The sequence below is a fragment of the Methylobacterium sp. Leaf99 genome, assembly GCF_001422375.1.
GTDB lineage: Bacteria > Pseudomonadota > Alphaproteobacteria > Rhizobiales > Beijerinckiaceae > Methylobacterium.
On sequence record NZ_LMMU01000001.1, the window covers coordinates 1,677,151 to 1,696,444 of the forward strand.

The following is a 19,294-nucleotide window of genomic DNA, read 5'->3' on the forward strand; positions in this document are numbered from 1 at the left end:
CCGCGACGCGGCCCGTCGAGAAAAGCGGGGGTCAGGCCGCGACGCGGCCTTTCAGGGGAAACACCTTGGCGGGGTTCATGAGCCAGCCGGGATCGAACACGTTCTTCACCCGCATCTGCTGGTCGAGGTCGGCCTGGGCGTACTGGAAGCGCATGAGCTCGCGCTTCTCGATGCCGACGCCGTGTTCCCCCGTGAGGCAGCCGCCGACCTCGACGCAGAGCTTGAGGATGGCGTCGCCGGCGGCCTCGGCCTTCTGGAGCTCGCCCGGCTTGTTGATGTCGAACAGGATCAGGGGGTGCAGGTTGCCGTCGCCGGCATGGAACACGTTGGCGACCCGCAGGCCGTGGCCGGCGCAGATGGCGCCGATGCGTTCGAGCACCAGGGGCAGCTGCCCCGTGGGAATGGTGCCGTCCATGCAGATGTAGTCGGAGATGCGCCCCGTGGCGCCGAAGGCGGACTTGCGGCCCTTCCAGATGGCGGCGCTTTCCCCCTCCGATTTCGACACCCGCAGGCTCGTCGGGCCAAAGTCCCCCGCGATGGCGACGATGCGGGCGAGCATGGCCGTGCACTCGGCGTCCGAGCCCTCGACCTCGATGATGAGCATGGCCTCGGCGTCGCGCGGGTAGCCGGCCTGGGCGAAATCCTCGGTGATGAGGATCGCCTCGCGGTCCATGTATTCCATGGCCACGGGGATGATGCCGGCGGCGATGATGGCGGCGGTGCAGGCGCCGGCATCCTCGACGGAGGCGAAGCCGAGGAGCGCCGGGCGCGCGCCCTCGGCCCCGCGCAGGATGCGCACGGTGGCTTCGGTGACGATGCCGAGCTGGCCCTCCGAGCCGCAGACGAGGCCGAGCAGGTCGTAGCCGCCGGAATCGAGGTGGTCGCCGCCGATCTCCACCACGGTGCCGTCGTTCATCACCAGGGTGACGCCCATGAGGTTGTTGGTGGTGACCCCGTATTTGAGGCAATGCGCCCCGCCGGAATTCATCGCGATGTTGCCCGCGATGGTGCAGGCGAGCTGGCTCGACGGGTCGGGGGCGTAGAAGAAGCCCTCGTGGGAGACGGCCCCCGAGATGGCGAGGTTGGTGATGCCGGATTCCACCCGCGCCGTGCGGTTCTCGTAGCTGATGTCGAGGATGCGGTTCATCTTGGCGACGCCGAGGATGATGGCGTCCTCCTGGGCGATGGCGCCGCCGGCGAGCGACGTGCCGGCCCCGCGCGGCACCACCCGCACGCCGTGGGCGTGGCAATACGCCATCACGGCCGAGACCTCCGCCGTGGTGGAGGGCAGGACGACGGCGAGCGGCATCTTGCGGTAGGCCGTGAGCCCGTCGGTCTCGAAGGCGCGGCGCTCGTCCTCCGTGGTCACCAGGGCCTCGGCCGCCACCAGGGGGCGCAGCCCTTCGATGATCGCGTCGCGGCGGGCGACGATGCCGGCATCCGGCACGGGAAAGGCGATGGACATCTGGATTCCTCGGCGGGTCTTCTGGGCGTTCCTCGGGGGCGGTTCCTCGGGGACGTTCCGCGCCGGCGCGACCGGTCTTCAGCCTGCGCTCAGCTTGGGCGGCGTAGGAAAGACGGCGTGGTCGCGACGGCCGGATGCACACGGTACAGCCAAATCCGCGCCCGTCCCAGGGACTTCGACCGGGGCCGGGAACGGGACGGCGGCGCCCACCCGCCGAAGCTTCGTTTCGCCGCAGAGGCCATCGGACGGACTGGAACGTTTTTACCCTTGATCTGTTCTAAAGGACCAAGCTCTGCCATAAGCCGGGGTGGCCCTGTCCGCCCCTCAGGAGGAAACAAGAATGCGTCATCTCATCCTCGGCGTCGCCCTCGCGCTCGTGCTCCCTCTCTCTGCCCATGCCGAAGGCGATGCCGCCGCCGGCGAGAAGGCGTTCGCCCCCTGCAAGGCCTGCCACAACTTCGAGAAGAACGGCGTCGGCCCCACCCTCAAGGGCGTCGTCGGTGCGAAGGCCGGCGAAGGTGCCGACGGCTACGCCTTCTCGGCGGCCATGAAGGGCTCCGGCATCACCTGGGACGAGGCCAACCTGCACGAGTGGCTCACCGACCCGAAGAAGAAGATCCCCGGCACCAAGATGGTCTTCCCCGGCGTCAAGGACCCGAAGAAGGTCGACGACATCATCGCCTACCTCAAGACCAAGTCCTGAGCCTCGTTACTCCGTCCTGAGACCCGCCGGCCCGTCACAAACGGGCCGGTGCCCCGGTTCAGGAAGCCGTTCCCGCCCCCGCGGGGGCGGCTTTTTTCTTGGGAATCTGTTTCTCGGAAGCCTGTTTCTCGGAGGTCTGCGCGTCGCCGCCCTCGCCGGCGCCGGCATGCAGGGCACCGCGCAGGTTCACCAGGATGTCGAGGAGCGTCAGGCGCCCCTCGAGGTCGAGGCCGGTGAGGCCGCCGGCCACGTGCGGCACGCATTCCATCCGGCCCTGCAGCGCCCGGCCCTTCTCGGTGAGGAAGATGCTCACCTGACGCTCGTCGGCCCGGTCGCGGGCACGCCGGACATGGCCCGACGCCTCAAGCCGCTTCAGGAGCGGCGTCAGGGTCCCGGAATCGAGGAACAGCCGGGCCCCGACTTCCTTCACCGTCTGCCCCTCCCGTTCCCACAGGACCAGGAGCACGAGGTATTGCGGGTAGGTCAGGTCGTGGGTCGCCAGGAGCGACCGGTAGGCCCGCCCGAACGCATGGGCCGCCGCGTAGACGGCAAAGCACAGCTGCGCGTCCAGGCTCTGCGCCGAGGTCGGCAGGGCGGGGAGATCCGGATGGGTCGGGATGTCCGCGCGGCCCGACATGCGGCGACTTTCCATTTCGATGGGTGAACAAGCGGCGTGAAATGCGCCGACGGGGTGCCCCACGGGGTGCCCCGGCCTTCGGTACGCCCTATCTTAGACAAAACTCATATTGTGCACAATCGACCGTCGCGACGCACAAACTCGGTTGCGCACAATCGATCCATATGGGATAAGACAACCAGATTGCGCACAACTCATCTACCGACGATGGGCCGGCGCTGATCCAAACCCCGTCATCCCGCTTCAGGAGACCGATCATGCAGGCACTCTACACCGCCCACGCCCATGCCACCGGCGGCCGTGAAGGCGCCGCGGCCAGCGACAACGGCACCGTCGACGTCAAGCTCACCACCCCGAAGGAGCTCGGCGGCAACGGCGCCGCCGGCGCCAACCCCGAGCAGCTCTTCGCCGCCGGCTACGCCGCCTGCTTCCTCGGCGCCATCAAGTTCGTGGCCGCCCAGGACAAGGTGAAGATCGCCGACGACGCCAAGGTCGAGTCGAGCGTCGGCATCGGCAAGCGCGACGACGGCACCGGCTTCGGCCTCGTCGTCACCCTCAAGGCGACCCTGCCGGGCGTCGACCACGCCGTGGCGCAGGACCTCGTGAAGCGCGCCGACGTGGTGTGCCCGTACTCCCACGCCACCCGCGGCAACATCCAGGTCGACATCTCGGCCGCTTGAGCCGGAAACAGGAAAAGCCCCGCGCGAGACGGTCTCGCGCGGGGCTTTTTCATGGACTCGACAAGCCCGTGGGCCGGGCGCGTCCGATTAAAAGTGCCGCGCCAGCACCTCGCGCACCCGCGCCACCATGTCGGCCTCCGGCACGGAGAACTGGGCCGGGCGGGCGGCCTTCCACTCGGCGTTGCTCGCAATCCCCTCGGCGGCCTTGGCGCCCTCGATGAGGTCCTTGATCTGGACCTCGCCGGCCTCGCGCTCGTTCGAGCCCTGGATGATGGCGCAGGGGGCGCCGCGCCGGTCGGCGTACTTCATCTGCGCCTTCATGCCCGAGCCGCCGAGATAGAGCTCGGCCCGAATGTTTTCGGAGCGCAACAGGGCGACCAGCCGCTGGTAGTCGGCGATGTTTTCACGGTCGAGGACGAGGATCACCACGGGACCGGGCTTCTTCTTGCCCTCGAGCAGCGGGCTCCCGATGAGCTGCAGGGCCGAGAACAGGCGCGAGACGCCGATGGAGAAACCCGTGGCCGGCACCGGCTCACTCCGAAAACGCCCGACGAGGCCGTCGTAGCGCCCGCCGCCCGCCACCGAGCCGAAGCGCACCACCTGTCCGTCCTCGTTGGTGACGGGGAAGGTCAGCTCCGCCTCGTAGACCGGGCCGGTGTAGTATTCGAGGCCGCGCACCACGCTCGGGTCGGCGCGGATGCGGTCGAAGCCGTAGCCGGCCGCCGCGCAGAGGCGCATCATCGCGTGGAGCTCGGCGATGCCCTCGCGGCCGATGGCGGAATCGCCCACCACGTCGGTCCAGGCGCCGAAGAACTGCTCCCAGAACGCCATCCGGTCGGCGCCCTCCACGGGGGCGGACTGGAACGAGACGTAGGCGAGGATGCGCTCCACCGCCGCCGCGTCGAGGCCCGCGCCCTTGGTGAAGTCGCCGCTCTCGTCCTTGCGCCCCGCACCGAGAAGGTCGCGCACGCCGTCGGCGCCGAGGCGGTCGAGCTTGTCGATGGCCCGCAGCACCGTCAGGCGCTGCCCGGCCTTGTCGGCCCCCGCGAGGCCGATGGCCTCCATGACGCCGTCGAGGACCTTGCGGTTGTTGACCTTGACGACGAACTGACCCGTGAGCCCGAGCTTCTCCAGGGTGTCGGCCATGAGCATGCAGATCTCGGCATCCGCCGCCACGGAGCCGGCCCCGACGATGTCGGCGTCGAACTGCATGAACTGGCGGAAGCGCCCCGGACCCGGCTTCTCGTTGCGAAAAACGTAGCCGGCGCGAAAGCTGCGGTAGGGTTTGGGGATGGCGTCGAAGTGCTCGGCCACGTGGCGGGCCAGGGGCGCCGTCAGGTCGTAGCGCAGGGACAGCCAGGATTCGTCGTCGTCCTGGAACGAGAACACGCCCTCGTTGGGCCGGTCGAGGTCGGGCAGGAACTTGCCGAGGGCCTCGGTGTACTCGACGAACGGGGTCTCCAGGGCCTCGAAGCCGTAGAGCTCGAAGCTCTGGCGGATCGTCTCCAGCATCCGGTGCTGGGCGGCGATCTCGTCCTCGCGCCGGTCGACGAACCCGCGCGGCAGGCGCGGTTTCAGGGTATCGGCCTTGTGGGAATCGGCCTTGGCCATGGTGATGTCGCTCTGCGGAGGGATCTGGGGGGTTGCGCCGGCTCTATCCCGCGCACGCGGGAGCGGCAAGCGTGGGAGAGAGGAGGGATTGGAAGGCCGAGACGCGTTTTGCCCGACGGATCACCCCCGTCATCACCCGATCTTTCGCCCGTCCTTCCGTTGCTCCCTCTCGGGGGTCGGTGCTCCCATCCGCTCGATCCCCTGCGCGAGGGCAGCGTTCATTCGGGTTTGCCAACCTGGCCCGCCGGCCTTGTAGGCATCGAGGATCGTCGGATCGACCCGCAAGGTCACCTGTATGCGTTTGGCGGCCGACCTTGGGCGTCCGCGTCGGGCGAGGGCCGCGAACAGGGCGGGCGGCAGCACCTCGCGCGCCGGCCGCATCCGGCCAAGCTCATCGGGGGTCAGTTCCCGGGCGTCGGGATCGACGGCCATCCGGTGCTGAAGCGCCGTTTCCTCGGCTTCGCTGAGAAGGGGCATGCGGTCAGGCTTGAGGCGATCAGGCTTGGGACTGCTTGGCATAGGCCTTCCTTTCGCGGTTGCTCGCCGTGCGAAGGCTGACGATCGAGATCGCCTCACGGCCGAGGAGCGAGAACGTCAGCGCGACGAGGCTCCCGTCGAGAAAGCCGATCGCCATGGATCGTACGCCCCCACGCGCGCTGGCATAGGTCGAGACGACCAGGGCCGTCTTCCACACGAACCGGTCCCGCGCGTCGGCGAAGTCGAGGCCATGCCCGATCGGGGGCGCCTGTCGGTTCTTCTCGCGCTTCGGCTCATCCCGAACCACCAGCATCCCTTATCGGTACATACCGAAATTCGGAGGCGCGAGGAACATAGACAAGGAACAAGCGCGAGGGACGCGCGGAAGTGAGCGAAAGGGCCGGGACGAATGAGATACGGCGTGGGATGGGCGCGCGGGCGGGAACCGCAAGCGCGTCAGAGTGTGAGGGCGAGGAGCGCGCAGAGGCTCACGATCGCGATGGGGATCTGGAGCGGGCGCAGGCGCGCGAAGAACAGGGGTGCCTCGCCCCGGCGCGCCGCGATGGGATCGAGCACGGCGATGCCGGTGAATCCGACGATGAGCAGGACCAGGGCGGGGCCGGGCGCGCCTCCGGCCGTCAGGACGAGGGCGGAGAAGCCGAGGAGGAACAGGCCCAGCATCGTGGCGATCTGGACCCAGGTCGGGCCGCCCTCCGTGCGGAAGCTGAGGCCGCGCCGGACGCCCGAGAGGAACAGCAGGATCGCGCAGCCCCACAGGGTGGTCAGGGACAGCATCACCCCGCCCCAAGTCTCACCCCGAGTTCCACCCCAAGTCCCATCCCAAGCCCCACCTCGAGTCCCGCCCAGCCACCACGCCGCCGCGGCCCCCGCCGCGAAGGGCAGCATCGGTCCGTAGCCGAAGACCACGCTGAGCCACGGTACGGCGCCGGGCTCGGTGACGGTCAGCATCCGGTTGTGCTGGTCCGTCATCGTGTCCCGGTCCGTCATCGTATCCCGGTCCGTCATCGGCCCCTCGCGGTCCAAAGGCGGGTAACCGGCCGCGCGGGGGGCTGTTCCGCCCGTCGCCCGGCGCGGGGGCCGCGGGGCGATCGGTCAGGCGCCGTCCGGGGCGGGGCTCCCGCCGCGCGGCGACTCCGTCGTGGTGTCGAGCCACAAAACGAGGGCCAGGGCCGCGACGGCGGGCGCCCCGAGGGCGAGGAAGGCCCCCGTCCAGCCGAGCCAGGCCTGGGCGAGGCCGCCGTACCAGGCCGAGAGGGCGCCGCCGATGCCCTGGACGGCGTTGAGGCTGCCCAGCGCCGTCTGGGTCCGGCCGGAGCCCCAGGTGAGGTCGGCCACCACCACCGGCACGGCGACGCCGATGATGCCCGAGGCGACGCCGTCGAGGATCTCGGCGGTGACGAGCCAGACGGGATCGTCGACGAAGGCCGAGATCGCCGCCCGCACGGGCAGGACGGCGCAGGCCGCCACGAGGAGCTGGCGCCGCCCGCGCCGGTCGGCGAGGGAACCGGCGAACAGGGCCACGGGGATCATCACGAGCTGGGCGACCATGACGTAGCGCGCCACCCAGGACTGGGCATCGGCGGCCGTGGCCACGAGCTTCTGGCCGAGCAGGCTCAGCATGCCGCCGCTGCCGAGGTTGAACAGGGCCAGGGCCAGGGCGAGGACGAGGAGTTTTCGATTGCCGAAGATCTGGCGCAGGGGCGAGCGCGCGGGGGCGTCGTCCGCGTCCTCCGTCCAGCCCGCGGCGCGGCGGGCGTTGAAGGCGCCGGCCGGCGTCGTCGCCGTGGCGAGGATGGCGAGGGCGGCCATGGCGCCGAGCACCCAGAAGGCGATGGCCGGGCCGGTGGTGCGGGTGCCGAGGCCGATGATCGCCGCCGCCGCGAGGATGCCGACATGATTGAAGGCCTGGTTGCGGCCCTGCTGGCGCGGGAACGCGTCCTTGCCGACCATGCCGAGGGTGAGGGCCGTCACGGCGGGCAGGAGCAGGGTGCCGCCGGCGGCGGCCAGCATCTGGGCGCTCAGCACCGTGGCGAAGGCCCGGGCCGGCAGCAGCAGCAGGGTGCCGGCCAGGATCGCCGCGCAGGCGAGGCCGATGAGGAGGCGCGGCCGGCCGAGGCGATCGACCAGGGCGCCGAAGGGGCCGCTCAGGAGGAGCGCGCCGATGCCCACCACCGTGGTGACGAGGCCGACCCGGGCGGGGGTCCAGCCGTCGATGCCGGCGAGCCAGGTGCCGAGGAACGGCCCGAGGCCGCCCTGGATGTCGCCGGTGAAGACGTTGATCAGCGCGAGGTGGCTGGTCGGGGCCATCCGGTCCGTGTCCGTCATCCACGACCGCCGCCGGCAACGAAACGGCGCGGGCTTCGGCGGAAGGCGTCAATAAGAAGAGGTCGACAAAGAGGGGTCGACAAAAAAGCCCCGGCCGTGGGGCCGGGGCGGCATACGCCCGCGCGGGCGCGCGGTGTCGACGGGCTCAGGAGGACAGCGGGCCGCTCTCAGGTCCCTGCGCCTGCGCTTCCAGCGCCTTCTGGCGGTAGAGGCCGACGAAATCGATGGGGTCGATGTAGAGGGGCGGGAAGCCGCCGTTGCGCACGGCCTCGGCGACGATCTGGCGCGCGAACGGGAACAGCAGGCGCGGGCACTCGATCATCACGGCCGGATGGAGCTGGTCCTGCGGGATGTTGCGCATGCGGAAGATGCCCGCATAGGTCAGCTCGAAGGCGAACAGCACCTCCGTCGCGGTCTTGGCGTCGCCCTCCAGGGTCAGCTCGACCTCGAAATCCTCCTCGGCGAGCTGCTTGGCGTTGACGTTGACCTGGATGTTGATCTGCGGCGCGGCGTCCTGGGGCTGGAGCGAGCGCGGGGCGTTCGGATTCTCGAAGGAGAGATCCTTGGCGTATTGTCCCAGGGCGTTGATGCCCGGAAGCTGGTCCTCGGTCTGCGCCGTGGCGCCACCGTTCCCGTTCGGTGCCGATGTGTCGGCCATGGCGTTTCGTCCTTCTCAAGGTCCCCGGGGGGCACGATACCCTTGGGGGACGCGATTCCTGGGGGCACGCGCGGGCCGACGACCGAGCCAGTTCTTGTGCGCTTGCGACGGTTGCGACCACCCATCCGGTGCGAGAGCGCGCTATCATGCCAGCCGGGTGCGAACAAGGCGCGGGCTCGCGACGCCTGGAACTGGGCTCGCGACGCCTGGAACCGGGCCGGCGGCGTACCATATCTCAACATCGCACCGGGCCGTCGTGGCGGGCGCAGGCGGTGAGCGGGTTCGAACGACCTGGCTCGCTCCCGGCGCGGCGCTCCGCTAAGAGGGCTTACAACACTTCTGCCCCGGGCTCGTTATCGCCCAGGGCATGACGGCGCGGCGGGCGTTTTGCGAGCAACGCGCGGCGCGCATCAGGCGGGGTTTCCGGAGCCCCTCGAAATGAAGTCGTCGTGCGACGGCCACGATCAGGATCGGTGATGCAGGACTCCTTCGACGTGACGACCTTGATCTTCCTCGCCCTGGCGGTGTTCGTGATCTGGCGGCTGCGCTCGGTGCTCGGCCAGAAGACCGGCGCGGAGCGCTCGCCGTTCAAGCCCGTGGACCGCAGCCGCACGGAGCCGCCGGCCACCCGGACGGAGGGCGACAACGTGGTGCGCCTGCCCGGCGCCGACCGCGCCCCGGCCGATCGGACGCAGGCGGCCCCCAAGGCGGAGGTCCGCGACTGGCGCGGCATCGCCGAGCCCGGCTCGGCCATCGCCAACGGCCTCGAGGCGGTGGTGCAGGTGGAGCCCGGCTTCGATCCGCGCGGCTTCGTCGAGGGCGCCAAGTCGGCCTACGAGGCCATCGTCATCGCCTTCGCCAAGGGCGACCGCAAGACCCTGCGCAGCCTGCTGTCGCGGGAGGTCTGCGAGGGCTTCGAGCGCGAGATCGACGCCCGCGAGGGCCGCAAGGAGGTGGTGGAGACCACCTTCGTCTCCCTCGACAAGGCCGAGATCGTCGCCGTCGACGTGAAGAACCGCGTGGCCCAGGTGACGGTGCATTTCCTGTCGCACCTCATCACCGCCACCCGCAACGCCCAGGGCCAGGTCATCGACGGCAGCGCCGAGACCGTGGTCGAGGTGCCCGACGTCTGGACCTTCGCCCGGACGCTGGGCACCCGCGACCCGAACTGGCAGCTCGTCGCCACCGAAGCCGGCGCCTGATCCGCTCAGGTTTCGTGCGACCTCCCGTGATCGGGGCGGCCGTCGCCGCCCTCGCCTTCTGTGCCCTTCCCGGCTCGGCCGCCCCCGCGGCCGAGCCGTCGCGCTTGGCTGGGGCGGCTTCGGGTGAGGCGACCCTGGAGGCCGTCGATCTCGCGGGGCTGCCGGGCTTTCCCGGCCCCGATCCGGCCGTCGCCCTCGACGCGTTCCGCCGCACCTGCGCGGCCCCGCCCGTGGCCATGGCGCCGGCGGTGACCGGCTCCGCCGCCGACCTCGCCGCGGCGTGCGCGGGGGCCGCTGCCGTGCCGGCGGACGGCGCGGCGGCATTCTTCGCCACGGCGTTCACCGCCCACCGGATCGTCCGCCCGGCGGCGGACGGCGTGCCCGAGCGGCGTACCGGCTTCCTCACCGGCTACTTCGAGCCCGAACTCGCGGGCTCGCCCGGCCCGGCGCCGGGCTTTGCCGCCCCCGTCCTCGCCCGGCCCGGCGACCTCGTGAGCCTGGAGCCCGGCGAGACCCGGCCCGGCCTCGACCCGGTGCTCCGCGCCGGGCGCCGGACCGAGACGGGCCTCGTGCCCTATCCCGACCGCGCCGCCATCGAGGACGGGGCCCTGGGCGATGCGGCGGTCCCGCTGCTGTGGCTGCACCCCGTCGACCTGTTCGTGCTGCAGGTCCAGGGCTCCGGACGGGTGCGCCTGACGGACGGGCGCGTGGTGCGGGTGCTCTACGACGGGCGCAACGGCCGGCCCTACACCGCCATCGGCAAGCTCATCGTCGGGGAAGGCCACCTGCCCCTCGACGGCCTCACCCTGGCGCGCTGGACCGGGTGGCTGCGCGACAATCCCGAGACGGCCCGCCGGCTCATGCGCCGCAACCAATCGTACATCTTCTTCAAGCTCGCCCCCATCGACGATCCGACCTTGGGACCACCCGGAGCCGCCGGCGTTCCCCTGAGCCCCGGTCACAGCCTCGCCGTCGACGCCACCCTGTGGCGCTACGGCCTGCCGTTCTGGCTCGAAGCCTCGGACGATCCCGCCACGGGCCGCCTCGCCGTCGCGGCCGATACCGGCTCGGCCATCGTCGGTCCCGTCCGGGGCGACCTCTACCTCGGCACCGGCGAGGCGGCGGGCGTCACCGCCGGCAACCTGCGAGCGCAAACCGGGTTCGTCGTTCTGCTTCCGCGTTCCAGCGCGCCGACAGCACCATGAGGCCCCCCCGCCGGCCGCGCGGCCTCTCGGGCGAGGATGCCTACCTGTGGGGCGAGATCGCCCGGCTGATCACGCCCCTGCGGGCGAGGGCGAGGCCCGCCAAGGCGAAGCCGGCGGAGGCGCCCGTCGGGACACCGCCCAAAATCGTTGCCAAGATTGTTGCGAAGCCGGCTCACAAAGCCGTTGCGGCGGTTCCTGCCAAGCCGCCCGTCAAGCCGCCGGCCAAGCGCGTCACCCTGAAGCCCAGCCCGCCGCCGGCGCCCCCGGCCCCGGTGCTCGCCCCCCCTCCCCTGGCGCCGGGCCTGGAGCGGCGCGTCCGCCTCGCCTTCCGCCGGGGGGCGCTGCAGGTCGATGCCCGCATCGATCTGCACGGGATGTACCAGGCCGAGGCCCACGGCGCCCTGACCGGGTTCCTCATGCGGGCGCGGGCGGCGGGGCACACCCACGTCCTCGTGGTCACGGGCAAGGGCGGGCTCAGCCGGGGCGGGTCGGAGTACGACGACGCGTTCTCCGAGCGCGGCGTCCTGCGCCGGAGCGTGCCGCACTGGCTGCGGGCCCCGGAACTGCGCGGCTTCGTGGTCGGCTTCGAGGAAGCGGCCCGCCACCATGGCGGGGCCGGCGCCCTCTACGTCCGCCTGCGCCGGCGCTGAATCGAGACGCGCGCAAGGCCGGGACTTGAGCAAACGCAAGAAACGCGATAACGGTGAACTCCCTCCTCGTTACGCCGTGCTGCATCCCGTGAGCCCCCGGGGCTCCCCCAAGACGATGCGCGGAGCCATCTCCCCGATGGCCCGACCACAGGCGCTCTCAACGGCGCCCGGCGAATTCACTCCCGACATTGTCGCCCGTTGTCCGTCCTTCCGCGGTTTTGAACGCCCATGACATCCACCTACGACGCCCTTGAACCCGTGGATTCGCCGGCCGAGGGCAGCATTGCCGCCGCCGATCTCGACGGCATGCGCGAGGTCAAGCTCCAGGACCTCAAGTCCAAGACGCCGACCGAGCTGACGGCCTTCGCCGAAGAGGTCGAGGTCGAGAACGCCTCGACCATGCGCAAGCAGGAGCTGATGTTCGCGATCCTGAAGCAGCTCGCTGCCAAGGAGGTCGAGATCATCGGCGCCGGCACCGTCGAGGTGCTGCAGGACGGCTTCGGCTTCCTGCGCTCCTCCGAGTCGAACTACCTGCCGGGCCCCGACGACATCTACATCTCGCCCACGCAAATTCGCCGCTTCGGCCTGCGCACGGGCGACACCGTCGAGGGTCCGATCCGGGGCCCCAAGGACGGCGAGCGCTACTTCGCCCTGCTCAAGGTCAACACGATCAACTTCGAAAATCCCGAAAAGATCAAGCACAAGGTCCACTTCGACAACCTGACGCCGCTGTTCCCGACCCAGCGCTTCAAGCTCGAACTCGACAATCCGCCCAAAAAGGATTTTTCGCCGCGGATCATCGACATCGTCGCCCCCATCGGCAAGGGCCAGCGCGCCCTCATCGTGGCGCCGCCGCGCACGGGCAAGACCGTGCTGATGCAGAACATCGCCCAGTCGATCACCATCAACCACCCGGAATGCTACCTCATCGTGCTGCTCATCGACGAGCGCCCCGAGGAAGTCACCGACATGATCCGCTCGGTGAAGGGCGAGGTCATCGCCTCCACCTTCGACGAGCCGGCCACCCGCCACGTGCAGGTCGCCGAGATGGTCATCGAGAAGGCCAAGCGCCTCGTCGAGCACGGCCGCGACGTGGTGATCCTGCTCGATTCCATCACGCGCCTCGGACGCGCCTACAACACCGTGGTGCCGTCCTCCGGCAAGGTGCTCACCGGCGGCGTCGACGCCAATGCCCTGCAGCGGCCGAAGCGCTTCTTCGGTGCCGCCCGCAACATCGAGGAGGGCGGCTCGCTCTCGATCATCGCCACCGCGCTCATCGATACGGGTTCGCGCATGGACGAGGTGATCTTCGAGGAGTTCAAGGGCACCGGCAACTCCGAGATCATCCTCGACCGCAAGGTGTCGGACAAGCGCATCTTCCCGGCCATCGACATCACTCGCTCGGGCACCCGCAAGGAAGAGCTCCTGGTCCCGCCGGATTCCCTCAAGAAGACCTACGTCCTGCGCCGCATCCTCAACCCGATGGGCGTCACCGACGCCATCGAGTTCCTCATGGACAAGCTGCGCCAGACCAAGAGCAACAACGACTTCTTCGACTCGATGAACACCTGAGGCACATGCGAAGGGCTCCCCGCGGGGAGCCCATTTCGTATTCCGCAAGGGCGCGAGACATTCCCGTAGGCCATTGACGGCGCGCTGCGATTTCCGGCGGAAACCAATCGCTTCGCCGGCTTAGGGTTAGATGTCTGCCATCTCCGAAAAGCCTGCCGCGATGGATGCCCCGTCGACCATCTTCGCCCCTGCCAGCGGCTTCGGCCGCGCGGCCGTCGCCGTCCTCCGCATCACCGGGCCGGAATCCGAACGGCACCTGACCCGGCTCGCCGGCCCCCTCCCCGCCCCGCGCCGCCTCGTCCTGCGGACCCTTCGCGATCCGCAGACGGGCGAGACCCTCGACCAGGCCCTCGTCGTCTGGATGCCCGGTCCCGGCACGTTCACGGGCGAGGACATGGCCGAACTCCATCTCCATGGGGGTCAGGCCGTCCGGACGGCGGTCCTGCGGGCCCTCGCGGCCCTCCCCGGCTGCGTCCCGGCGGCCCCCGGGGCCTTCACCCGCCGGGCCTTCCTCAACGGCCGCCTAGGGCTGACGGAAGCCGAGGGCATCGCCGACCTCATCGACGCCGAGACCGAGGCCCAGCGGCGCCAGGCCCTGCGCCAGCTCGACGGCGTCCTCGGGCGTCAGGTGGCGGCGTGGCGCGATGGCCTCATCGATCTCCTGGCGGGCGTTGAAGCCGCCCTCGATTTCTCCGACGAGGGCGATGTCGATGACGACGCCCTCGATGCCGCCCTGTTCGCCAAGGCCCGCGATCTCCGCGATGCCATCGCCGCCACCCTCGACGACGGGCGGCGCGGCGAGCGCCTGCGGGACGGCTTCACCGTCGTCCTGGCGGGCCCGCCCAATGCCGGCAAGTCGACCCTGCTCAACGCCCTGAGCCGCCGCGACGCCGCCATCGTCTCAGCCATCCCCGGCACCACCCGCGACGTCATCGAGGTGCGGTGCGACCTCGGCGGACTGCCCGTGATCCTCGTCGACACGGCCGGCCTGCGCGCGGCCACGGACGCCATCGAGGCCGAGGGCATCCGCCGGACCAGGGCGCGCATGGCCCAGGCCGACCTCGTGTTGCTCCTCGATGACGCCCGTGTCGTGCCGGCACCTGGTCCCCTCCCCGACCCGTCTCCCGATCCCCGCGGGTCCCCCCTCCTGGAAGGAGAGGGACAGGGTGAGGTGTGTGAGTCATTCGGAGATGTCCCACACCTCACCCCAACCCTCTCCTTTCAGGAGAGGGAGCCTGTCGTGCCCCTTGCCGATGCATCGAGGCTTTCGACAATCGCGCCTGAGTGGAGCTGTGACGAGGGTCGCGTTCCGAGTTCGGGTGCTGCCATCCTGCGCGTGTCGACCAAATCCGATCTCTTATCCGTCCCGGTGTCTTCCGACACGATCGCGATCTCGGCCGTCACCGGCTTTGGCCTCGACACCTTGCTCGCCGCCATCGAACGCCGTGCCGCGAACGCCGTCGGCGGCGAGGCCGCCCTCATCACCCGCGAGCGCCATCGCGACGGCCTGACCCGCTGCCGCGATCACCTCGACCGCCTGCTGCAGGGCACAGCCCTGCCCGAACTCGCGGCCGAGGACCTGCGCCTGGCCGTGCGCGCCCTCGGCGAGATCGCGGGACACGTGAGCGTCGACGAGATGCTCGATCGCCTGTTCTCCGGCTTCTGTATCGGAAAGTAGACAGGCGTGCGGTTTCACGTGAAAAACCGTGACACTCGTTGACGCTGCCGCGCCCGGACGCGTACTCCAACGCCATGTTCCATTCCCCTTCGCCCTATGACGTCATCGTCGTCGGCGGCGGCCATGCCGGCACCGAGGCCGCGGCGGCCGCCGCGCGTTTCGGCGCCCGCACGGCCCTGGTGACGCACAACGCCGCCACCATCGGCGCCCTGTCCTGCAACCCGGCCATCGGCGGCCTCGGCAAGGGACACCTCGTGCGCGAGGTCGACGCCCTCGACGGCCTCATGGGCCGGGTCGCCGACGCGTCCGGTATCCAGTTCCGCCTGCTCAACCGCCGCAAGGGACCGGCCGTGCGCGGTCCGCGCACCCAGGCCGACCGCAAGCTCTACGCCGCCGCCATGCGGGCGGCCATCGCCGAGACCGCCAACCTCACGGTGATCGCGGGCGAAGTCGCCGACCTCACCGTCGACGCGGGTCGCGTCACCGGCGTGGTCCTGGCGGACGGACGCGCCCTCTCCTGCGCCGCCGTGGTGCTGACCACCGGCACCTTCCTGCGCGGACTGATCCATATCGGCGAGATCCGCACGCCCGCCGGCCGCGTCGGCGAAGGTCCCTCCGTGGGCCTCGCCGAGACCCTCGACCGCCACGGCTTCGGCCTCGGCCGCCTCAAGACCGGGACCCCGGCGCGCCTCGATGGCCGCACCATCGACTGGTCCGGCCTGGAGATGCAGTCGGCCGACGCCGATCCGGTGCCGTTCTCGTCCCTCACCGACCGCATCACCACGCCCCAGATCCAGTGCGGCATCACCCGGACGACGCAGGCCGTTCACGACGTGATCCGGGCCAACCTCCATCGCTCGCCCATGTATTCCGGCGGCATCGCCAGCCGCGGCCCGCGCTACTGCCCGTCCATCGAGGACAAGGTGGTGCGGTTCGGCGACCGCGAGGGCCACCAGATCTTCCTCGAACCCGAGGGCCTCGACGACCCCACAATCTATCCCAACGGCATCTCGACGGCCCTGCCGGAAGAGGTGCAGCGCGCGGTGATCGCCCTGATTCCGGGGCTGGAGCGGGCGGCCATCGTGCGGCCGGGCTACGCCATCGAGTACGATTACGTCGATCCCCGCGAGCTCGACGCCACCCTCCAGACCCGGCGCCTGCCCGGCCTGTTCCTCGCCGGCCAGATCAACGGCACCACCGGCTACGAGGAGGCGGCGGGGCAGGGCCTCGTCGCCGGGCTCAACGCGGCCCGCCTCGCCGGCGGGGCGCCCCTGGCGGTGTTCGACCGGGCCGAATCCTACCTTGGCGTGATGATCGACGACCTCGTCACCCACGGGGTGAGCGAGCCCTACCGCATGTTCACCTCGCGCTCCGAGTACCGTCTGTCCTTGCGGGTCGACAATGCCGACGAGCGCCTGACCCCGCGCGGCGCGGCCCTTGGCTGCGTCGGCACGCGCCGGGCCGATCATTTCGCCCGCTCCCAAACCGCCCTCGAAGCGGCACGCGGGCGGCTCGAGACCCTGAGCCTGACCCCGAGCCAGGCGGCGGGTCACGGCCTCGCCCTCAATCAGGACGGCATCCGCCGCTCGGCATTTCAGCTGCTGTCCTATCCGGACATCGACTGGTCGCGTCTCGCAGCCGTCTGGCCCGACCTCGCCGAGGTCCCGGACCGGATCGCCGAGCGGCTGCAGACCGACGCCACCTACGCGGTCTACCTCGACCGCCAGCGGGCCGACATCGCCGCCTTCCGCCGGGACGAGGCCGTCGCCCTCCCCATCCGGCTCGATTACGGCGCGATCCCGGGCCTGTCGAACGAGATGCGCAGCAAGCTGGAGACCGTGCGCCCCGGCACCCTGGGTCAGGCCGCGCGGATCGAGGGCGTGACCCCGGCCGCCCTGACCCTGCTCGCGGCCCATGCCCGCCGCGGCGATCGTTCGGTGCGCGCCCATGCCGAGTGAGCCCGGACGCAACCGCGTCCTCGCCGAGGCCGGTGTTTCACGTGAAACGGCCACCCGCCTCGACACCTACGTGGCGCAGCTCCGCCGCTGGCAGACGGTGAAGAACCTGGTCGGCCCCGCCACCCTCGGCGAGGTCTGGACCCGGCATGTCGCCGATTCCCTGCAACTGCTGGCGCTGGCGCCCGAAGCCACGCGCTGGCTCGACCTCGGTTCGGGGGCCGGAATTCCCGGCCTGATCCTGGCCTTGGCCGGCCGCGACCGGCCCGAATTCCGGGTCGATCTCATCGAGAGCAACGCGCGCAAATGCGCCTTCCTCACGGAGACGGCGCGCCTGACCGAAGCGCCGGCGCGGGTCCACAACGCCCGGATCGAGGACGCCATCGCGGCGCAGACCGGCGTGGAGATCGTCTGCGCCCGGGCGCTCGCGCCGCTGAGCCAGCTCCTCGCCTGGGCCGAGCCCCTGTTGACAACCGGGACCGTCGCGCTGTTTCCCAAGGGGCGTGACGTGCAATCCGAATTGACCGAGGCGGCACAACGGTGGAGATTCGTTTACGATCTTGTGCCGAGCCGCACCGATTCTGACGCGCGGATCGTCCGCGTCACCGCCCTCTCCCGCGTGGATTCATGACGAGCGCTCCCCTCACTGACCTGTCGTCCGGCGGCAAATTCCCTACGGATGGAAAGCCGGACCGACCCCTGCGCATTCTCGCCCTCGCCAACCAGAAGGGCGGCGTCGGCAAGACCACCACGGCGATCAACCTCGGCACGGCGCTCGCCGCCATCGGCGAATCGGTGCTGGTGATCGACCTCGATCCCCAGGGAAACGCCTCCACGGGCCTCGGCGTCGACCGGCGTCAGCGCAAGGTCTCGACCTATCACGTGCTCGCGGGCGAGGCCGAACTCGGCGCCGCCTGCGTGCAGACGGCCGTGCCCCGCCTCATGGTGGCGCCCTCGACCATGGACCTGCTCGGGCTCGAGATGGAGATGGCCACCGCCCCGGACCGGGCCCATCGCCTGCGCAACGTCCTCAAGGGCGTCGGCCAAAATGGGGCGACGCAGGGCGTGAGCTACATCCTCATCGACTGCCCGCCCTCCCTCAACCTGCTCACCATCAACGCGCTGGCGGCGGCGGACGCGGTGCTGGTGCCCCTGCAATGCGAGTTCTTCGCCCTGGAGGGCCTGAGCCAACTCCTGCGCACGGTGGAGCAGGTGCGCGGCGCGCTGAACGCCCGCCTTACCATCCAGGGCATCGTTCTCACGATGTTCGACCCGCGCAACAACCTCTCGGCCCAGGTGGTGGCGGATGTCCGCAGCTTCATGGGCGACAAGGTCTACGAGACCATGATCCCGCGCAACGTGCGGGTGTCGGAAGCGCCGTCCCACGGCAAGCCGGTGCTGCTCTACGATCTCAAATGCGCCGGCAGCCAGGCCTATCTCCGCCTCGCCTCCGAGATCATCCAGCGCGAGGGGCGTCTGCCCGTCGCGGCCTAATCCATGAAAACGATGCGTAACGGAGTCGAGCGGGTGGCGATGGCGGATGATGTGGTGCGGCCCCGGCTCGGACGCGGTCTCGCGGCCCTGATCGGTGATTTCGGCGACGAGGGTGCCGACGCGAACAAATCCCAGGCCCAGCGCAAGGTGGCGGTGGAGTTTTTGCGACCGAACCCGCGCAATCCGCGCCGGCGCTTCAGCGAGGCGGACCTGGAAGAGCTCGCCGCCTCCATCAAGGTGCGGGGCATCATCCAGCCCATCGTCGTGCGGGCCCTGTCGGGCGTGCCCGACACCTTCGAGATCGTCGCCGGCGAGCGGCGCTGGCGCGCGGCCCAGCGCGCCGGCCTGACCGACGTGCCGGTGGTGACCGTCGAGATCGACGACCGCACCTCCCTGGAATTCGCCATCCTCGAGAACGTCCAGCGCACGGACCTCAACGCCATCGAGGAAGCCGCCGGCTACGAGCGGCTGATGAGCGAGTTCCAGTACAACCAGAGCGAGCTCGCCGAGATCATCGGCAAGAGCCGCAGCCACCTCGCCAACACCCTGCGCCTGCTCCAGCTCTCGCCCGCGATCCAGGACCGGGTCGTCGCCGGGGAGATCACGGCGGGGCACGCCCGCGCCCTCCTGGCGGTGAAGGACCCGGAAGCCGTCGCCCGGCGGATCGTGGAGGAGGGCATGTCCGTGCGCGAGGTCGAAGCCCTCGCCTCCGCCGAGGTTCCGGACGGCGACGCTCCGCGCCCCGGCCGGCCCCGGCGCGGGGCCGACAAGGACGCCACCCTGCGCTCCCTCGAACAGGCCCTCGGCCGGGCCATCGGCATGCCGGTCTCGTTCAAGACCAAGGCCGCCGGCACGGGCGAGATCCGCATCCGCTACGAGACCGCGGAGGAATTGGATGGGCTTTGCCGGCTGCTGAAGGTTTCGCCGCAGGTCTAGAAGATCTTCTAGCTGCGGGATCATA

General features: G+C 70.4%; 19 protein-coding genes. 11 read left to right on the top strand and 8 right to left on the bottom strand.

All coding sequences use genetic code 11. The features are described 5' to 3' along the window. Positions 1–31: 31 nt before the first annotated feature. Positions 32–1,465, bottom strand: a complete 1,434-nt coding sequence (locus ASF28_RS07640; RefSeq protein WP_056089733.1) for an FAD-linked oxidase C-terminal domain-containing protein — start codon at positions 1,463–1,465, stop codon at positions 32–34. Between the two features lie 340 nt (positions 1,466–1,805). Here ASF28_RS07640 and ASF28_RS07645 point away from each other — a divergent pair, with 340 nt between their 5' ends. Beyond that, positions 1,806–2,168, top strand: coding sequence for a c-type cytochrome (locus tag ASF28_RS07645; protein ID WP_056089739.1), 363 nt, complete (start codon positions 1,806–1,808; stop codon positions 2,166–2,168). Between the two features lie 58 nt (positions 2,169–2,226). Here ASF28_RS07645 and ASF28_RS23560 read toward each other — a convergent pair whose 3' ends face one another. Beyond that, on the bottom strand, positions 2,227–2,805 hold the full coding sequence (locus ASF28_RS23560) for a MarR family winged helix-turn-helix transcriptional regulator (RefSeq protein ID WP_082476046.1): 579 nt from the start codon (positions 2,803–2,805) through the stop codon (positions 2,227–2,229). A 257-nt stretch (positions 2,806–3,062) separates the two neighbouring features. Here ASF28_RS23560 and ASF28_RS07655 point away from each other — a divergent pair, with 257 nt between their 5' ends. Then, entirely contained in the window at positions 3,063–3,485 is a 423-nt protein-coding gene (locus tag ASF28_RS07655) for an organic hydroperoxide resistance protein (protein WP_056089742.1), read from the top strand. An 87-nt stretch (positions 3,486–3,572) separates the two neighbouring features. On the opposite strand, the gene hisS is transcribed toward ASF28_RS07655, so the two are convergent. From hisS to secB, 6 genes are all read right to left on the bottom strand, one after another. Next, positions 3,573–5,096: a histidine--tRNA ligase gene (gene hisS, locus ASF28_RS07660; protein ID WP_056089746.1), complete on the bottom strand. Its 1,524-nt coding sequence runs from the start codon at positions 5,094–5,096 to the stop codon at positions 3,573–3,575. A gap of 132 nt (positions 5,097–5,228) precedes the next feature. After that, positions 5,229–5,573 (bottom strand): BrnA antitoxin family protein, encoded by a 345-nt coding sequence (locus ASF28_RS07665; protein WP_082476047.1) that lies wholly within the window; start codon positions 5,571–5,573, stop codon positions 5,229–5,231. A 19-nt stretch (positions 5,574–5,592) separates the two neighbouring features. After that, positions 5,593–5,886 carry a BrnT family toxin gene (locus tag ASF28_RS07670; protein ID WP_056089752.1) on the bottom strand — a complete coding sequence of 98 codons (294 nt, stop codon included), beginning with the start codon at positions 5,884–5,886 and terminating at the stop codon, positions 5,593–5,595. Positions 5,887–6,029: 143 nt separating this feature from the next. Further along, positions 6,030–6,581, bottom strand: coding sequence for a DUF3429 domain-containing protein (locus ASF28_RS07675; RefSeq protein WP_157085395.1), 552 nt, complete (start codon positions 6,579–6,581; stop codon positions 6,030–6,032). Between the two features lie 105 nt (positions 6,582–6,686). Continuing rightward, positions 6,687–7,901: an MFS transporter gene (locus ASF28_RS07680; RefSeq protein WP_056091422.1), complete on the bottom strand. Its 1,215-nt coding sequence runs from the start codon at positions 7,899–7,901 to the stop codon at positions 6,687–6,689. A 163-nt stretch (positions 7,902–8,064) separates the two neighbouring features. Further along, positions 8,065–8,577 carry a protein-export chaperone SecB gene (gene secB, locus ASF28_RS07685; RefSeq protein ID WP_056089755.1) on the bottom strand — a complete coding sequence of 171 codons (513 nt, stop codon included), beginning with the start codon at positions 8,575–8,577 and terminating at the stop codon, positions 8,065–8,067. 476 nt (positions 8,578–9,053) lie between these two features. On the opposite strand from secB, the gene ASF28_RS07690 reads away from it, so the two are divergent. From ASF28_RS07690 to ASF28_RS07730, 9 genes are all read left to right on the top strand, one after another. Continuing rightward, entirely contained in the window at positions 9,054–9,779 is a 726-nt protein-coding gene (locus ASF28_RS07690) for a Tim44/TimA family putative adaptor protein (RefSeq protein ID WP_056089758.1), read from the top strand. Positions 9,780–9,805: 26 nt separating this feature from the next. Next, entirely contained in the window at positions 9,806–10,984 is a 1,179-nt protein-coding gene (gene mltA / locus ASF28_RS07695; RefSeq protein WP_443189713.1) for a murein transglycosylase A, read from the top strand. After that, positions 10,981–11,634: a Smr/MutS family protein gene (locus ASF28_RS07700; RefSeq protein ID WP_056089765.1), complete on the top strand. Its 654-nt coding sequence runs from the start codon at positions 10,981–10,983 to the stop codon at positions 11,632–11,634. Before mltA ends, ASF28_RS07700 begins: the two co-directional genes overlap by 4 nt. 228 nt (positions 11,635–11,862) lie before the next feature. Then, positions 11,863–13,206: a transcription termination factor Rho gene (rho, locus tag ASF28_RS07705; protein WP_056089768.1), complete on the top strand. Its 1,344-nt coding sequence runs from the start codon at positions 11,863–11,865 to the stop codon at positions 13,204–13,206. Positions 13,207–13,366: 160 nt separating this feature from the next. Beyond that, positions 13,367–14,884, top strand: coding sequence for a tRNA uridine-5-carboxymethylaminomethyl(34) synthesis GTPase MnmE (gene mnmE / locus ASF28_RS07710; protein ID WP_082476048.1), 1,518 nt, complete (start codon positions 13,367–13,369; stop codon positions 14,882–14,884). A gap of 74 nt (positions 14,885–14,958) precedes the next feature. After that, positions 14,959–16,842 carry a tRNA uridine-5-carboxymethylaminomethyl(34) synthesis enzyme MnmG gene (mnmG, locus tag ASF28_RS07715; protein ID WP_056091427.1) on the top strand — a complete coding sequence of 628 codons (1,884 nt, stop codon included), beginning with the start codon at positions 14,959–14,961 and terminating at the stop codon, positions 16,840–16,842. After that, the gene (gene rsmG / locus ASF28_RS07720; RefSeq protein ID WP_082476149.1) at positions 16,832–17,470 is read left to right on the top strand and encodes a 16S rRNA (guanine(527)-N(7))-methyltransferase RsmG; all 639 of its coding nucleotides are present in this window, start codon (positions 16,832–16,834) and stop codon (positions 17,468–17,470) included. Before mnmG ends, rsmG begins: the two co-directional genes overlap by 11 nt. Beyond that, entirely contained in the window at positions 17,467–18,333 is an 867-nt protein-coding gene (locus tag ASF28_RS07725) for a ParA family protein (protein ID WP_082476049.1), read from the top strand. The genes rsmG and ASF28_RS07725 overlap by 4 nt, the downstream gene beginning before the upstream one ends. A 39-nt stretch (positions 18,334–18,372) precedes the next feature. After that, positions 18,373–19,269, top strand: coding sequence for a ParB/RepB/Spo0J family partition protein (locus ASF28_RS07730; protein WP_056089774.1), 897 nt, complete (start codon positions 18,373–18,375; stop codon positions 19,267–19,269). Positions 19,270–19,294: the final 25 nt, after the last annotated feature.

Coding starts and splice junctions, on each gene's coding strand:
- ASF28_RS07640 (WP_056089733.1), bottom strand. CDS start 1,465: ATGTCCATCGCCTTTCCCGTGCCGGATGCCGGCATCGTCGCCCGCCGC.
- ASF28_RS07645 (WP_056089739.1), top strand. CDS start 1,806: ATGCGTCATCTCATCCTCGGCGTCGCCCTCGCGCTCGTGCTCCCTCTC.
- ASF28_RS23560 (WP_082476046.1), bottom strand. CDS start 2,805: ATGTCGGGCCGCGCGGACATCCCGACCCATCCGGATCTCCCCGCCCTG.
- ASF28_RS07655 (WP_056089742.1), top strand. CDS start 3,063: ATGCAGGCACTCTACACCGCCCACGCCCATGCCACCGGCGGCCGTGAA.
- hisS (WP_056089746.1), bottom strand. CDS start 5,096: ATGGCCAAGGCCGATTCCCACAAGGCCGATACCCTGAAACCGCGCCTG.
- ASF28_RS07665 (WP_082476047.1), bottom strand. CDS start 5,573: ATGCCCCTTCTCAGCGAAGCCGAGGAAACGGCGCTTCAGCACCGGATG.
- ASF28_RS07670 (WP_056089752.1), bottom strand. CDS start 5,886: ATGCTGGTGGTTCGGGATGAGCCGAAGCGCGAGAAGAACCGACAGGCG.
- ASF28_RS07675 (WP_157085395.1), bottom strand. CDS start 6,581: ATGACGGACCGGGACACGATGACGGACCAGCACAACCGGATGCTGACC.
- ASF28_RS07680 (WP_056091422.1), bottom strand. CDS start 7,901: ATGGCCCCGACCAGCCACCTCGCGCTGATCAACGTCTTCACCGGCGAC.
- secB (WP_056089755.1), bottom strand. CDS start 8,577: ATGGCCGACACATCGGCACCGAACGGGAACGGTGGCGCCACGGCGCAG.
- ASF28_RS07690 (WP_056089758.1), top strand. CDS start 9,054: ATGCAGGACTCCTTCGACGTGACGACCTTGATCTTCCTCGCCCTGGCG.
- ASF28_RS07700 (WP_056089765.1), top strand. CDS start 10,981: ATGAGGCCCCCCCGCCGGCCGCGCGGCCTCTCGGGCGAGGATGCCTAC.
- rho (WP_056089768.1), top strand. CDS start 11,863: ATGACATCCACCTACGACGCCCTTGAACCCGTGGATTCGCCGGCCGAG.
- mnmE (WP_082476048.1), top strand. CDS start 13,367: ATGGATGCCCCGTCGACCATCTTCGCCCCTGCCAGCGGCTTCGGCCGC.
- mnmG (WP_056091427.1), top strand. CDS start 14,959: ATGTTCCATTCCCCTTCGCCCTATGACGTCATCGTCGTCGGCGGCGGC.
- rsmG (WP_082476149.1), top strand. CDS start 16,832: ATGCCGAGTGAGCCCGGACGCAACCGCGTCCTCGCCGAGGCCGGTGTT.
- ASF28_RS07725 (WP_082476049.1), top strand. CDS start 17,467: ATGACGAGCGCTCCCCTCACTGACCTGTCGTCCGGCGGCAAATTCCCT.
- ASF28_RS07730 (WP_056089774.1), top strand. CDS start 18,373: ATGGCGGATGATGTGGTGCGGCCCCGGCTCGGACGCGGTCTCGCGGCC.